Annotated in this window: 14 protein-coding genes; 8 read left to right on the top strand and 6 right to left on the bottom strand. The window is 66.6% G+C overall.

The genetic code is table 11. The features are described 5' to 3' along the window. Positions 1-22: 22 nt before the first annotated feature. Positions 23-961 (bottom strand): VOC family protein, encoded by a 939-nt coding sequence (locus Q9K23_RS25020; RefSeq protein ID WP_053776227.1) that lies wholly within the window; start codon positions 959-961, stop codon positions 23-25. Positions 962-1,014: 53 nt separating this feature from the next. Next, positions 1,015-2,082, bottom strand: coding sequence for an FAD-dependent monooxygenase (locus Q9K23_RS25015; RefSeq protein ID WP_020789688.1), 1,068 nt, complete (start codon positions 2,080-2,082; stop codon positions 1,015-1,017). On the opposite strand from Q9K23_RS25015, the gene Q9K23_RS25010 reads away from it, so the two are divergent. Beyond that, positions 2,073-2,645 carry a LysR substrate-binding domain-containing protein gene (locus Q9K23_RS25010; protein WP_020789682.1) on the top strand — a complete coding sequence of 191 codons (573 nt, stop codon included), beginning with the start codon at positions 2,073-2,075 and terminating at the stop codon, positions 2,643-2,645. The two genes, Q9K23_RS25015 and Q9K23_RS25010, sit on opposite strands and share 10 nt — an antisense overlap. A gap of 52 nt (positions 2,646-2,697) precedes the next feature. Here the strand turns inward: Q9K23_RS25010 and Q9K23_RS25005 are convergent, their stop codons facing one another. From Q9K23_RS25005 to Q9K23_RS24990, 4 genes are all read right to left on the bottom strand, one after another. After that, the gene (locus Q9K23_RS25005) at positions 2,698-4,050 is read right to left on the bottom strand and encodes an MFS transporter (protein WP_020789684.1); all 1,353 of its coding nucleotides are present in this window, start codon (positions 4,048-4,050) and stop codon (positions 2,698-2,700) included. A 107-nt stretch (positions 4,051-4,157) separates the two neighbouring features. Continuing rightward, positions 4,158-5,366, bottom strand: coding sequence for a cytochrome P450 (locus Q9K23_RS25000; protein WP_020789687.1), 1,209 nt, complete (start codon positions 5,364-5,366; stop codon positions 4,158-4,160). Positions 5,367-5,385: 19 nt separating this feature from the next. Next, positions 5,386-6,342, bottom strand: a complete 957-nt coding sequence (locus Q9K23_RS24995; RefSeq protein WP_053776236.1) for a PDR/VanB family oxidoreductase — start codon at positions 6,340-6,342, stop codon at positions 5,386-5,388. A 97-nt stretch (positions 6,343-6,439) separates the two neighbouring features. After that, positions 6,440-7,201 carry an IclR family transcriptional regulator gene (locus tag Q9K23_RS24990; RefSeq protein WP_020789683.1) on the bottom strand — a complete coding sequence of 254 codons (762 nt, stop codon included), beginning with the start codon at positions 7,199-7,201 and terminating at the stop codon, positions 6,440-6,442. 431 nt (positions 7,202-7,632) lie between these two features. Here Q9K23_RS24990 and Q9K23_RS24985 point away from each other — a divergent pair, with 431 nt between their 5' ends. The 7 genes from Q9K23_RS24985 to Q9K23_RS24955 all read left to right on the top strand — a co-directional run bounded on the left by Q9K23_RS24985 (position 7,633) and on the right by Q9K23_RS24955 (position 15,475). After that, positions 7,633-8,625 carry an ABC transporter substrate-binding protein gene (locus Q9K23_RS24985; RefSeq protein ID WP_020789680.1) on the top strand — a complete coding sequence of 331 codons (993 nt, stop codon included), beginning with the start codon at positions 7,633-7,635 and terminating at the stop codon, positions 8,623-8,625. A gap of 127 nt (positions 8,626-8,752) precedes the next feature. After that, positions 8,753-9,718 (top strand): iron chelate uptake ABC transporter family permease subunit, encoded by a 966-nt coding sequence (locus Q9K23_RS24980; protein ID WP_082365689.1) that lies wholly within the window; start codon positions 8,753-8,755, stop codon positions 9,716-9,718. Continuing rightward, positions 9,715-10,488 carry an ABC transporter ATP-binding protein gene (locus Q9K23_RS24975; protein ID WP_020789685.1) on the top strand — a complete coding sequence of 258 codons (774 nt, stop codon included), beginning with the start codon at positions 9,715-9,717 and terminating at the stop codon, positions 10,486-10,488. The genes Q9K23_RS24980 and Q9K23_RS24975 overlap by 4 nt, the downstream gene beginning before the upstream one ends. Before the next feature lie 56 nt (positions 10,489-10,544). After that, a complete protein-coding gene (locus Q9K23_RS24970) occupies positions 10,545-11,753 on the top strand; it encodes an MFS transporter (protein ID WP_261977659.1) in 1,209 nt (402 codons plus the stop codon). A gap of 174 nt (positions 11,754-11,927) precedes the next feature. Continuing rightward, a complete protein-coding gene (locus tag Q9K23_RS24965) occupies positions 11,928-13,103 on the top strand; it encodes a UPF0158 family protein (protein WP_053776238.1) in 1,176 nt (391 codons plus the stop codon). Positions 13,104-13,292: 189 nt separating this feature from the next. Next, complete coding sequence (locus Q9K23_RS24960) at positions 13,293-14,099, top strand: hypothetical protein (RefSeq protein WP_261977660.1); 807 nt, start codon at positions 13,293-13,295, stop codon at positions 14,097-14,099. 173 nt (positions 14,100-14,272) lie between these two features. Further along, on the top strand, positions 14,273-15,475 hold the full coding sequence (locus Q9K23_RS24955; protein WP_152972591.1) for a DUF6745 domain-containing protein: 1,203 nt from the start codon (positions 14,273-14,275) through the stop codon (positions 15,473-15,475). The last annotated feature ends 12 nt before the right edge of the window (positions 15,476-15,487 follow it).

The following is a 15,487-nucleotide window of genomic DNA, read 5'->3' as shown; positions in this document are numbered from 1 at the left end:
TCCGGTTGTTGTGATCGCCGAGTCAGACCGGCGGGGCCACGAAGAGCCCCTTGTCGGGATCGTTGAACGACTTGGCCGCGACGAACTCGTCCATCGCGTTCGCCGTCCCCCATTGGTCGGTGACCTCGGGATCGGAGAAGTCATAGAGATGCGGATGCCAGACGTCCTCGTCGAGGATGTCGAGCTCGGTGGTGTACTCCAGGGTGTTCCCGTTGGGGTCCAGGAAGTACGAGAAGGTGTTGTTCCCGGCCATGTGCCGGCCAGGGCCCCAGATCTTCTCGACCCCGGTCCGCAGCATCCGGCCGGTCCCCCGCATGTACTCGTCGATACCGCGCATCTCGAACGACGCATGATGCAGCGACGCATGCGGTCCACGTGCGATGGCCATCGAGTGGTGCCACTTGTTGGTGCGCAGGAACCACATCATCTTCCCCATCCGGGGGTGCATCAAGATATCGGAGACGCGGAAGCCGAAGTGCTTCTCGTAGAAGGCGACCGCCGCCTCGGGATCGGTGGAGTTGACCACCACATGGGAGAGCTTGACCGGGATCGCCTCGCCCTCTTCGACCTTGCGGTGCGTGCGGGACGTGACGTCGGATGACACCTCGATCGTTCGGCCTTCGTTGTCGAAGAACCGGAATCCGTAACCGCCACCGAGCCCTTGGAGCGATGACGGCTCGTCGACCAGCGTCACCCCGTCGCGGCCCAGCCGCTGCGCCAGGGCGTCGACGGCGGCATCGTCCTCGACGCCGTAGGCGATGAGATCGAGTCGCTTGTCGGCATCCTTGCGGATTCGCACCACATAGGGTTCCGGCGATCCCTCGGCGGCCAGATAGGTGACGTCGCCGTCGGTGCCGGCGACCGACAGCCCCCACTGGTCGGTGTAGAACGCGAGTTGCCTGGCGTAGTCGGGAACGGCCAACGCCACGTGACGAAGATGGGTGAATGCGTAGTCGGACATGATCGTGGTCTTTCTGTTCGTACCGGGAGCGATGGGCGGAAGTGGTCTCGGCGTCAGGCCGGAACACTGACCAGTTCGGTGATGCTGCGCAGCAGGCCGGGGACATCCGGGTCGGGCTCGTGGTCGAGCATCCACTGGCCGAGTTGCAACGAGGCGTCGACGACGATGCGTGCACGCTCGGCGCGGCGATCGTGGAAGGCGCGCCACAGGTCGTCGTCCACCGGTCGCGACACGAGGAGTTCGGCGAGGACCGCGGCGTCTTCCAGTGCGAGTGCACCGCCTTGGGCAAGGGTCGGCGGGCAGACATGCGCAGCGTCACCGATGAGCACGACGCGGCCGACATTCCACGGTCCGTCGAGCAGGTGCGACTCGAACCACGTGTAGTTGATCTTCGACGGATCGACCATCAGCGAACGGATCTCGTCCCACGGTCCGTGGTAGTGCTCGGCGAGCAAACGCATCACGGCGAGCTTCTCCGCATCCGACAACGCGGAGCGATCCTGCGCGTCCTCGACGATGTAGGCATACATCGACTCCGGTCCGGTCGGACAGTAGCCGGCGATGTAGCCGACACCGCCGTAGTAGAGATCGGTGTGGGTGATGGACGCCGGACGTGAACACAGCACGCGCCAGATCCCCATGCCGGTGGGCTCGGTGGTCAGATCGATGCCCAGGTTCCGACGGGTCGCGGACTTGACGCCGTCGGCTCCGATCCCCACGTCGTACCGGGCATGTGAACCATCCGAGAAGTCGACATCCACGCCGCTCGCATCCTGGACGAAGGTCGTCATCGAGGTCGAGAACCTCATCTTCACCCCGGCCGACTCGGCGGCGTCACGCAGGATTCGGGCCAACTCGGGGCGTTCCATTCCCATGGTCGCCGGGAAGTCGGGGCCGCCGGTCCGCACGTCCTCCATCTCGACCAGCACGGTTCCCCGGTCGTCCGTCGCGCGGATGCCCAAGGTGTCGAATCCGTACCCGAACTCGCACACCTCATCCCAGACACCGAGCTGATGAAGGACCCGAAGCGCGTTGCCCTGCAGGGTGATCCCTGACCCCGTCGCCGAATCCCGGGACCGCGCCTCGACCAGGTCGACCGCGACCCCCTCGCGTGCCAGCAAGATCGCCGCCGCGCACCCTGCGATGCCGGATCCGGTTCCTCCCGACGACGCCCGATCATGTCGTCCGCGCCGAGCAGGTCCTCGTCGAGCGAGGTCTGATGATCGTCCCCCACGGATTCGTCTACGACCTGCCGAACGGCGAGCTGTTCCGTGACGAGTGGGTGGTGCTGATGGATGCCGAGCATCCTTCTGCCGCTACCGGACTCACCGCCGATGAGCTGGAGACCCTACCCTGGGTGCTGGTCTATCACGGCAGCGCGGCATCGACCCCCGCCGCACGTCAACTGCGGATGCTCGGGATCGAGCCCCGCGTGCAGGTGGTGACCGAATCGTTCCTGACCGTACCGTCACTCCTGATGGGCAGCAATCGAATCGCCCTCGTACCGAGCCGCATGCTCGGCGACCACCCGCATCCCCGTCTCGTGTCCCACCGCTCACCGATCCCTCTCGAACCACTCGCCCAGGCGATGTGGTGGCATCCGATCCACGACCACGAACCCGAGCACCAGTTCCTCCGGGAGGTCGTCAGCGACGCCGTCGGCCGGATATGCGGGAGTGGGTGACCGACGTCGATCTGTCGGTCACCCACTCCCGGCCACACCATCGCGCAAAGGCTCAATCGGCGGCGACGCCTGCCGGAGGACCCACGGTGGTGATCTCGACTCGACGTGTCGGCGCGATGAACACGACGGTGGCCCCGGCCGCGACGAAGAAGGCGGCGACCATCGCGAACAGGCTGCCCGGTGACCAGTCCGCGTCGAGCAGAGCGCCTGCGGCCAGCGGTGACACGATGGCGCCGATTCGCCCGATGCCGATACCCCAGCCCATGACCGTCGCCCGGATGGACGTGTCGTAGGCCGACGTCGTCGTCGCGTACAGGCCTGCCACACAACCGTTCACGCCGACGCCGATCGCGAACCCGATCACCATCGCCGCGGTGAACACCGCCGTCGCCGGGACGAAGACCACCAGCAGGACCGCCGAGACGACCAGATAGCCGGCGAGTACCCGAACGAGGCGGAAGCGGGCCGACAGCAAGCCCAGCAACGAGGTACCCAGCACGCCACCGAGATTCAGGATCATCCCGCCGGTCAGCCCCTGGTTCACCGACATCCCGGCCTCCACCAGGAGTTTGGGTGTCCAGCTCGTCACGAAGTAGAACCCGAACATGGTGAGGAAGAATGCCGTCCACACGAGCAGCGTCGTGCGACGGTTCACCGGGTCGACCAGCTCACGGACCCGGGCCACCATGGTGGCCGACGATGCCGCCGACACCGGCGGAAGACCCTCGAGCGGAGGGTGACCGATCCGACGGGCCACCGCGTTGATCCGCGCGAGCGCACCGGCCGGTTGCCGGACGAGCAGGTAGGCCACAGACTCGGGCAGTGCACATACGGCGATCGGGATCAGTGCCGCCGTGCACACCCCGCCCAACAGGAACACCGAACGCCACCCGTAGGTGTCGACGAGCAGGACGGCGGCGAGTCCGCCGATGGTCGCGCCGATGGCATAGCCCGTCGAGTTGAGGCTGACCGCCAGCCCACGCCATCGGCGGGAGGCGAGTTCACCGGAGATCACGTTGCTGTTGGCGAGGATTCCGCCGATCCCGACACCGGTGAGCACCCGCAGCAGACCCAGCTGCCCAGCACTCTGGGCGGCCGCCGACAACAGCATCGTCGCCGACGACACCGCCAGACACGCCAGGATGAGCCACTTGCGTCCGATGCTGTCGGCAAGGGGTGCCAGGACCAGCGATCCGATCGCCATGCCGACCAGCCCGGCACTCAACAACAGTCCGAGGACGGTGCCCGACAGATCCCACTCGGCAGACACCGACGACGATGTGAATGCCATTGCCAGCACGTCGAATCCGTCGAGAACGTTGAGGAGTACGCATACGCCGATGGCGATGCACTGGAATCGGGTCATCGGACCGGTGTCGAGCCGATCGCGGATATCAGGGAACACGGTGCCTCCTTCAGATGGCAACGTCGGGCTGGATGTTCTACTTCTTTTCGGTACGCCGAGATCGCCGACCCGTCCGGTGCGAACGGGTCGGCGGGTTTGTGCGGGGTCTACGTTCCGAGGCGCAGCGGCAACGACTCCCACGAGCGGAGGGTGTTGTTGAGATGCCGGCGCGGTTCACCGGCGAACTCGATGGTGGACACACGGGTGGCGAGTGCGGTGAGGAGTGCTTCGGATTCCAGTCGCGCGACATGCTGGCCCACACATTGGTGGATGCCCATCCCGAAGCCGACGTGGCCCGACGGATCGCGGTGCAGGTCGAAGGCATAGGGATCGGTCCAGCGACGGGGATCGCGATTGGCCGCACCGAGGAACATCAGGATCTTCTCGCCGTCCGGGATGATCGTCTCCCCGATCCGGACGTCGCTGGTGGCGGTGCGGAAGAAGGTCTGTACCGGCGACTCCCAGCGCACCGCCTCGTCGAATGCGGTCCGCGCGCGGGTCGGGTCGGCGCGCACCCGTTGCCACTGGTCCGGATGGGCGGCGAAGGCGTAGAGGACTGCGGCCAGACCGTTCACGGTCGTGTCGACGCCGGCGGTCAGCAGCGATCGGACGATGAGCGGCGCCTGCTCGGGCGTGATGTCGCCGCGGTCGCTCGCCGCCCAGATCTGGGCACCGAATCCGTCGTCGGTCAGCATGGTGCGCGCGCACTGGGCGTTCACCCAGCCCGAGAGCTCGGCAACCCGGGCCTGTCCCGCCTCGACCAGCGAGTTGTGCGGCCCGAAGGCGTTGAACGTGTGGTTTCCGTAGGGCAGCAGGTTCTCTCGGCCCTCCTGCTGGAGGCCCACGGCATCGGGAAAGACACGCAGCGGGAAGGCCTGCGCGAGCGCTGGGACCGCGTCGACGGTGTTCGACGTCGCGAGAACGTCGTCCACCAGCCGGTCCGCGTCCTCGATCCACTTCTCCCGAAGCCTCGTCAAGGCGCGTGGACCGAGCACCTTGGTCAGCACGCGGCGCGGTGCGTCGTGATGGGGCGGATCGGCCTCGAGGAGAAGACTCCGTGGGCGCCAGGGCTTTTCGAAACGAAAGTTGCTCAAACCCACGCCGGCAGCGGATTGAAAGGATTGCCAGTCGGTCAGGGCGGCATGGACCTGCTCGTATCCGGCCATGCCGTAGACACCCAGGGAGTCGAGGTAGACCACGGGTCCGGCGTCGCGGAGCTGTCGATGGAACGCGTGCGGGTCGGCCAGGATGTCCAGGGCGAACGGATCGGACCGGTTGATCGGAGTGGCCACGTGATCGGCGGCGAGAGTTGACATGTGAAGGTTTCCCAATCTGTCAGAGGTCCAGGACCAGACGATCCGAGAGCGAGCGGGAGACGCAGACGAACATGCAATCACCGGCTGCGCGTTCGTGATCGTCGAGGATCGAGTCGCGATGATCGGGCTCGCCGTCGAGCACCGTGATCTCGCACGTGCCGCAGACGCCTTCGCGACATGAGGTCAGCACGCTGACGCCCTGGGCGCCGAGTGCGTCGAGAATGCTCTCATCCGGTGCGATCGACACCACCCGCTTCGATCGTGCCAACTCGACGTCGAACGGCTCGGTGCGCGCCGGCCGCAGGGCGTCGGTCGCGGAGAAGCGTTCCATCCGCAGTCGCCCCGCGGGCCACCGACCCGCATACCGGGCCAGATCGTCGAGCAGACCTTGCGGCCCGCAGGCATAGACGCGGGTGCGGTCGTCGACCGCGGAGACACAGGCGCCGATGTCGGCGCGACCGCCCTGGTCGCTGGTCACCACGGTCACCCGCTCGCCGTGTCCGGACAGCTCCTCGAGGAAGGGCATCGTCTCGCGATGGCGACCGAGATACAACAGATTCCAGTCCGCTCCGAGCATCTCGGCCTGAGTGATCATCGGGATGATCGGCGTGATGCCGATCCCGCCGGCGATGAACAGGTATCGATCGGCCGGCACCATCGGAAAATTGTTGCGCGGCCCGCCGATCGGCAGCCGGTCACCAACCCGAAGGTGATCGTGGATGTAGGCCGATCCACCGCGGCCGTCGGCCTCGCGCCGTACCGCGATCCGATAGGTCGTCGCATCCCAGCGATCTCCACACAGTGAGTACTGGCGGCCCAGTCCGTTCGGCAGCATCACGTCGATGTGCGCGCCGGGCGCCCAGTCGGCGAGCCTGCGCCCGTCCGGATGTCCGAGGGTGAGGGCCACCACCGTGGGGGACACCCATTCCTTGCGTCGGACGGAGAGCAGGTTGCCCTCGGTGTTCGGATCGTTCATGTTCCATCCTTGCTCGGCGAATGGATACACACTCCATCCGCGGCAAGGACGACGGATACGGCATTCTCAATGATTGAGAGACAAACCGTGGTTCAGATCACTTCGATGCGGCGTCATCTCGTGCCATCACACGCGAGATACCGCGCGCCGCCGCCCGCAACGCCGGAATCCGTCCGAACGCGGACTCATCGTTCGGAACGATCAGACCCAATGCCGCCACCACCGCACCGTCGCGCCCCCGGATCGGCGCCGCAATCCCCGTCGTCTGCGGATGAATGTGACCGGCGCACAACGCATAGCCCTCGCGGCGCACATGCGCGAGCGCCACTCGCAGCTGGTCGGGCGTCCTGATGGTCTGCGGCGTGTACGTCGTCAACGGCTCGGCCGTCACCACGGCTTCGAGCTCTGGCCCCGCGTAGGCGAGCAGCACCAGCCCCGACGACGATGCGTGGAGCGGGAGGCGACCGGCGATCCGCGAATAGTTGACGACCGGACTCGGCGATGTCAGCCGCTCCAGGATCAGGACCTCGACCCCTTCGCGCACCGCCAGCTGGATGTCGTTGCCGATGACGTGGCGAAGGTCCTCCATGAACGGCATCGCGGCCTCACGAAGCCCGACGGCCGGTGATGCACGGGAGGCGAGCTCCCAGAACCGGACACCGATACGAACCGACCCGTGGTCTCGCTCCAGCCACCCGGCGCCGACCAACTCACCGATCAGCCGGGATGCCGTGGCGACATGCAGCCCCGATCGACGAGCGATCTCCCCCACCGTCAACGCGTCGTCGTCGATGCCGAAGGCCTCCACGATCCGCACGACGCGCGCGAAGACCGACTCGCCAGTACTGACCCGGGGCATGTTTCCACCATAGCCAGCAGGTGTCCGGTCACCGCCCCGTCGTCGGACGACGCCAGTTCGGGCCGTGAATCGTTGTCCCGCTTGACCCCGGGCGCAGGTGAACGAGTATGAACCCGGGGAAGGGGAACGCTCATGGCGCATCGAGGACCCGACCGACCAGAAGCCCGTCCCGGCATCACCGCCGGGACCCTGTGTCGACGGTCACCGCAACCACGCACCCCAGCCGGCGCCGTGACCACCACTTCTTAAGCCACACTGAGAACTTCCTGTCAGCGATGCGGTCGGCCTCCGATCTCCGTGATAGACATTCAGCCGTTAAGTAAGGCTAAGCTTTCCCGTTGGGATGGCTATGCTCCGCGCAGGAGAGAGGTCCCTTGTTGTTACGCAGGAAATTGTTCGCGCCGGTACTCCTCGCCGGGCTCACGCTCGGTGTGATCACAGCGTGTGGCGCGTCCGAAGAGGTGCACGACAAGGCCACAAATGCCACCGGCGAGGGTACGACGACCTATCCCCTGACGATCGACAACTGCGGTGTCACAGAGACTTTCGATGCGGCACCGGATCGAGTGGTCTCCCTCGACCAGGGTTCCACCGAGATCCTGCTGTCACTGGGCCTGGCCGACCGGATGGTCGGCACCGCGTCCTGGACCGACCCGATTCGGGAGAACCTCGCGCAGGCCAACTCCACGGTTCCCCGACTGGCCGACAATGCGCCCGGCTTCGCGGCCGTCATGGACACCGATCCCGATTTCGTGACCGCCTCGTTCGGTCGGCATTTCAAGAAGGAGGGCGGCGTCGCCGAGCGTGCCCGATTCGCCGAGAGCTCGGTTCCCACTTACCTTTCCCCCACCGACTGTGACGGCGACATCTCGGTCAATGCCAACGGAGGCAAGCGCACCAAGCCATTTGCCATCGACTCGCTGTACGAGGAGATCACCCAGCTGGCCGCGATCTTCGACGTGCCCAGCCGCGGCGAGACGCTGGTGAACGACATCAAGAAGCGCATCGCCGACGCACAGGCCACTGCGAACGGCGACGGCCGCACCATCGCATTCTGGTTCGCCGACACCAAGACCCCGTATGTCGGTGGTGGCATGGGTTCGGTCCAGTACATGTCCGACCTGCTCGGCCTGAAGAACGTCTACGCCGACCTCACCGACGACTGGCCTGCGACGACGTGGACCTCGGTGGTCGAACGCAATCCGGACATCCTGGGCCTCGGCGACCTCGCCCGTAACCGGTTCCCGGGCGACAAACTCGCCGACAAGGAAGAGTTCCTGGCGACCGACCCGGTCACCAAGGCGATGCCGGTGGTCACGCAGAAGCGCTACATCCCACTGCACGGTGCGGAGATGAATCCGTCGATCCGGATGATCGACGGCATCGAGAAGATGTCGGCCTGGCTGGCTCAGAACCCGCAGTGACGACGGTCCATCGGTGAACCAGAACATCGCGGAAGCACCACCGGTCTCCGGGGCACACGACGCGCCCTCGCAAGGCCGCTCCGCCCTGACCCTTGTCGCCCTGATCGTCGGCGGGATCATCGTGCTCCTGGCGTCGATCGTGGCGGCAGCATGCATCGGCGGCGAGAGCATCAGCCTCGTCAACGTGCGTGACATCCTGAGCAATCACCTGCACCTGACCGATATCCGGGTGCTGCCGTACAAAGAGGTGATCGTCTGGGAGGACCGTGTCCCCCGGTCGGTCGTCGCCGCCGCCGTCGGCGGTGGGCTGGCGATCTGCGGTGTGATCCTGCAGTCGCTGCTCCGCAACCCACTCGCCGATCCGTTCCTCCTCGGGATCTCGTCGGGCGCCTCCACCGGGGCCGTCGTGATCGGAATCCTCGGCCTCGGCAGTTTGGCGATCGGCCTGTCGGGCGGTGCGTTCATCGGAGCACTGGTCTCCTTCGGTGCGGTACTGCTGCTGTCGTATCTGGCCGGCGGCAGCACCGACCGGGTGATCCTCGCGGGTATCGCGATGACACAACTCTTCTCGGCCCTGACGTCGTTCGTGATCTTCGCCTTCGCCGATTCCGACGAGACCCGCGGCGTGATGTTCTGGCTGCTCGGCTCGCTGGACGGGGTCCGGTGGAACGACGCGCAACTCACCGTCGTGGTGACCGTCGCCGGACTCCTGTTGTGCTGGGCCGCGGCACGCGCCTTGGACGCGTTCACCTTTGGCGACGAGGTCGCCTCGTCGTTGGGGATCGACGTCACCCGGGTGCGAGGTGCACTGCTCGTGCTGACCGCACTGATCACCGCCGCACTCGTCAGCGTCGCGGGCGCGGTGGGCTTTGTGGGACTACTGATCCCGCACGCCGCCCGGTTCCTCGTGGGCCCCGGGCATGTGCGGCTGCTGCCCGTGAGTGCGATCTCGGGTGCGGTGTTCCTGGTCTGGGTGGATGCGATCTCGCGTCAGGCATTCCATCCCACGCCGCTTCCGCTGGGTGTGGGAACGGCGCTGATCGGTGTTCCCGCCTTTGTGCTGATCATGTTCTCGAGGAGGGCACGGGCATGAGCCTCTGCGCAGACCGTGTCACCTGGAACCGCAGCGGCAACCTCGTGGTGGACGGTGTCAGTGTGTCTCCCGAGCCCGGGCAGACCATCGGCCTGCTGGGTCCGAACGGGTCGGGCAAGTCGTCGCTGCTGCGCCTGCTGTCGGGATTCGTCAAGCCCACTGCGGGTGTGGTGACCCTCGACGGCGACGTCATCTCCGAGCTGAAGCGCCGTGACGTCGCCCGCAAGGTGGCCGTCGTCGCACAGCAGGTCGACACCGACGTGGATGTGTCGGTGCGGTCGGTGGTGAGCCTGGGTCGGCTTCCCCATCGAGGCGCATTCGGCTCGGACCCTGGCGCCGACCACGGTGCGATCGTCGATGCGCTCGCCCAGACCGGTCTCACCGACAAGGCCGACCGGCTGTGGCATCACCTGTCGGGCGGGGAGAAGCAACGCGTCCAGATCGCACGGGCACTGGCCCAGCAACCGCGAGAACTACTGCTCGACGAACCGACCAACCACCTCGACATCCATCACCAGATCGAACTCATGTCGCTGGTGTCGCGGCTGCCGATCACCTCGATCATCGCCATCCACGACCTGAATCTCGCGGCGATGTTCTGCGACCAGCTGATGGTGCTGCAGAACGGCCGGGTCGTCGCCGCAGGCACTCCGGGGTCGGTGCTCACCGAAGAGTTGATCGCGGAGGTCTATCGGGTGCAGGCGGTCATCACCGATACCTCCGAGGGGATGAACATCCGATTCGTTCCGACTGTCCGGGAAGCCGATTGAGCAGTCGGACCACCAGGACCGGAGGCCTCGTCACCGGGTTCGCACGCGCGAACCCGGTGGTTCGGCTTCTCGTCCTGACCCAGTTGGCGTTCAACGTCGGGTTCTTCATGGTGCTGCCCTACCTGTCGGTGCATCTCACCTCCGACCTGGGGCAGGCGGCCGCGGTGGTCGGTGCGATCCTCGGGCTGCGGACGGTGGCCCAGCAGGGGATGTTCTTTGTCGGCGGCACCATCGCCGACCGGATCGGCACCCGGCGGACGGTGCTGGTGGGCTGCGCGGTCCGCGTGTCCGGACTCGTGTGCCTCGGGATCAGTACCTCCGTCCTCGGCGCTGCAATCGGTGCAGTGCTCACCGGGTTCGCCGGCGCACTCTTCTCCCCCGCCGTGGAGGCCGAACTCGCCCGCAGCTCGGACACCGACGACGCCTCCCACGCGCGGATCGACGCCTTCGCGCTGTTCAACGCGTTCGGCCAGATCGGCGCGTTCACCGGACCGCTTCTCGGCGCCCTGCTACTCAATGTCGACTTCCGCACCGTGGCGTTCACCGGTGCCGCGGTGTTCGTGCTGATCGGCGCCGCACAGTGGCGATGGCTACCCGCGCACCGTCCGCCCCCGACGCGCGGCTCGGTCCTGTCCGGCTGGCGCGACATCGCGAGAAACCGTGTGTTCCTGTGTTTCTCCCTGGCGGTCGGCGTCTCGCTGGTCGCCTACAACCAGCTGTACCTGCTCGTGCCCATCGAACTCGACCGCGGTTGGGGCGACCAGGAACCCCTCGGTGTCCTGCTCGCCGCCTCGTCGCTGGTCGTGGTGATCGCGCAGATGCGGGTCACGGCCTGGGCCCGTCGACGATCTCCCACACGCGCGATGACTCTCGGCCTCGGCAGCGTCGCCCTGGGGCTGGTCGCCGTCGGTACCGCAGCTGCCGTCGGCTCCCGGCCGGCCACACTCATCGGTGCACTGCTGTTCGTGCTGCTCCTCGCGATGGGGCAGATGATCACCGGTCCGACGGCGCGAGCGGCGATTCCCGGCTTCGCACGCGAGCAGCATCTCGGCTCCTATTACGGCGTGTACGCGTCTATCGGCGGAATCCTCGTACTGCCCGCGTCGGCGGCGGTGGGTGCCGTGGTCGACGCCGTGCCCGACACCGCCCTGGGACGGGCCGCGCCCTGGGGTCTGCTGGCCGGGCTGGTGCTCGTCGCCGCGGCGTCACTGGGACCGATCATGCGACGGCAGGACCGACGCGGACAGACCGCCGCCCACCCCTGACCCCGGCCCGGAACCCGGCCGGGTGCCTCACACCGTCACGCCGGCGCGATCTGGTGCTGGGGCCAGAACACGTCGGCGAGCAACGTGGGCTGGACCGACTGCTCCGGCGAGGCCGACCAGCACACTCACCGCAGATGGTTTCGAACACTCGGTATGCATGCCATGATCGGATTCATGGCTCAGGACTGGTTGTCGGTGACGGTGGAGCTACTCGGGGGCCCTCGCGAGGATGTGTGGCCGCGCCCGGCGAGAGTGCTCGCCGTCAGCCCATCACACACATTCGCCGAACTGGCGACCGCCATCAGTGTCGGCTTCGGAAGGTGGTCCACGCCGCAGCCCGGTGGCTTCACGTTGCCCGACGGGCGGACCCAGGACGTCGACCACTCCGCCGTCGCCGAGCTGCTCTCGCGCGGCGCGGTCTTTCGTTTCGTCGACTCCGCCGGGGGCTGGACGCACGCGTGCACCATCGCGGACCTACCGATCGATCCTCGCGATGTGCTCGGCGGCGAACCGGATACTCCGACCCCCTATCAGGGATGGGGCACGATCCCCGACCCCTTCGGTCGCAGGTGGCTGGACTACGAGGAAACCATCGAGATGCCACCCCGGCTCGCCGGCACGCACCCGATGCTCCGTCCGGACTGGCCGGCTGTGGACACCTCCGATCCGGTCGATCACCGCGAGGTCCGGGGAGCGGTGTACATGAAAGACATCGACCGGTTTCTCGCCGCCGTGCTCGGCCGCGACGTGACCCCGGCGCTGCAGCACGTGGGGTCGGGGGTCGTCTTGGCGTTGCGGGCGGGACGAGACGCGGCCGAACCGATCGCCCGCGCGGTCATCGACGGACTGACTGACCGCGAGGGCCCCGGTGACGCGATCCTCGCCGAGGATCTGCAAGCACTCCTGCGTGGCGAACCACTCCCCGGGAAGGTGGTGCCGGTCCAGCTCGACGAACTCGAATACACACTCCACAGCAACAGCAGGGAGTGGACTTACGGATTCATCGACCTCCAAACCGGCGCGGTGCGCGACGGCGGTGCCACCGACCCGGGAATGGTCGGCGAAGATGCCGCGATCGATGTCGACGAGGACATCGACCGCTGGTTGATGTTCGACAAGGTGTCCTCGCGTGAGGGCTGGAAAGACATGGCCGCCTTTGCCGAGCAACAGCGTGACGCGGACGTGCGCCAACGCATGGAACGTGCACTCGAGGGCCGCGGCGCATTCCGCAGATTCAGGGACCTTGTCTCCGACGAGGGGCTGCTCGACGAATGGCGTACCTTCTCCGACGAACGCAAGATCGGACACGCCCGAGAGTTTCTCGCCTACAAGGGAATCCGAGTCGGCTGACGCGGGCACCGGCAGGCGCCCGCCGCCGCCTCTTGACACACCGAACTCCGCGGGGATTCACTGAAAAAGCTCGTGCTCGTCCACTCGACCTCGATGAGGCGCCCCATGCGACACATGGCCTCCCCGGAACCGGCTCGTCGACCACGACTGCGAGAACCGCGGCGCCGGCGCTCCGCCGGTGTGGTCGTGATGGTCGTCGCGCTGGTGGGGCTGACGCTGTCGACGTCGGCGACAGCGGTGGCCGCCCCCGGCGGATCGGCCACCGGATTCGCCCAACCGTTCGCGGGTGCACCTGCTTTCGAGGCTGTGGCGCCGCAAGAGATGACGAGCCCAGCACAGCTGAACCAGCCACTCGGCCAGGCTGCGACCGAGCGGATCGCCGCAGCAATCGGACTCTCACCCCGAGATGCCCTGTCCGAACAGCAGTATCGGGCACTGCTCAGCGGGGGCGGCGTGGGCGGTGATCGCGATGCCGCGAAGACCATCGACGCCTGCCTGATCATCCTCACCAACACCGTCGGCCGGCCGATGTACGGCGGCTCGGTACTCGGCAGCTACGGCCTCTACGTCGACAGCCACGGTATGTTGCAGAGTCCGGCCAACGCGAGTGCGCCGACCCGACAGGTCAACACGCTGCTCGCACCGGGCGCCTACATCGGCACATGGATGCGCAACAACGGTGCGACGCACAGCCTGCTGGCGCTGTACCGCTCGGCCTATTCCGTTCAGGTTCCCTTCGGCTTTGCCTCACAGCAGATCTCAGGAACCGCACAATTGGTCACCAACACCCGGGGCGGGATCACGACGACGGTCGGGATGTCGATGGCACCACCGCTGTGGGTGGTGAACTTCGCCCTCATCTACATCGTGAGGCCGGCGCTCGCCGCCACGATGCCCGCCTACTGGGCGCCGATCCCCCAGACGGTGGTGAACGCGATCGAGGCCAGCCCTTCCGGCCAGGTTCCCTACCATCAGTTCGCCTCGTACTTCGACTGAGATCGACTGCGTTTCAAGCGAATCACCGCACAACGACCGACCACCTCGCGGTGGGCGGGACGTGACCGTCCCAGTGCCGACGCTTGCGTGAACACCGATCGCATGCCATTCTTGGCAACCGTGATGACATTCCCCATCGGAAAGGCGCACTCCGCCACCATCAGGTGACCGCGGTGCGCACACGAGCGACCTCAGGTCGCCAACCCCTCATCGAATCCACCGAGCATCGTGTCGATCAGGCATGGCAGCTCTGCACGTTGCGTGACGGCTGGCTCGCGCACGGGTTACAGACCGCATCGTCCGACCGGGCAAACGCCGAAGATGCGGTGGCCGAACTCTATCGGCGTATCGGGCAGGCTCCCCCGGCCTTCCTCTGGGCAGACTCGCCCGCCGCCGCCCACGCCATCATCGACGCAGAGAACCACCGGTACTCGGACTCGACCGCGAACCTCGTCGACGAGGCATCCGGTCGGATCGCCGACCTGTTCCGGACGTCACGAAACCGCCTGCACCGCCGGAGTCGTCGGCCGCATCCCACGTCGTTCGCCCAGACCTGGAGACACTTCCAACCGCCACCCGAGGCCGCGGCCGACGGCGTCGAGCTCTCCGAACTCGTCTGGCAGACGATGTGGAACTCGTTACGTACCAGCATGGTCGACGGTGTGGTGGCCGCAATCCGCGCACAGCTGCTGCCACTGCCCACCGTGATCACCTGGTTCGGCCAGCAGGACGCCTACCGGGTCGGCACCGACGACGCATTCATCCAACTCGGATTGACCAGGTGCGGAGCCGACGACGCCGCTCTCCTCGACATCCGGTCGAGATTGGTGCAGTCGACCGGATGGTGGTGGGCCTTCGACGGTCTCTGTGTTCTGGCCGAACGCCCCGTTGAATTGTTCACCGAGCCGATCCCCGGCGGTGTCCATCACGAACGACGACTCCACCACGACCACCGTCCGGCGATAGAATTCGCCGACGGCACAAGTACTTTCGTGCTCCACGGCACTGTCGTCCCCGAGTGGGTGATCGATGATCCCACCGTCGCACGCATCGATGCCGAACGTAACGTGGAGATCCGTCGATGTGCCATCGAACGACTCGGATGGGACCAGTACCTCGACGCCGCAGGACTCGACCCCGTCGACCGCACCGACGACCCCGGCAACCCGGGCTGTGTGCTCGAGTTGTACAGCTCCCCGTCACAGTGGCGTACCAGCAAACGAATCCTGTTGACCACCAACGGCTCGACAGAGCGGGATGGCACTCGCCGGCGGTACGCCATCGGTGTCCCCGGATTCGACTCCGCGCTCGAGGCCGCCGGCTGGACCTATGGTCTCACCGGCGCCGACTACGCCCGGCTCGGACGGCGCACATGAGCCACGCCGATC

Origin of the sequence: Gordonia sp. NB41Y, assembly GCF_030718915.1 — a bacterium.
Taxonomy (GTDB): domain Bacteria; phylum Actinomycetota; class Actinomycetes; order Mycobacteriales; family Mycobacteriaceae; genus Gordonia; species Gordonia desulfuricans.
Note: the sequence above shows the minus strand (reverse complement) of the source record. Positions and strands in the feature narration are given on the sequence as shown.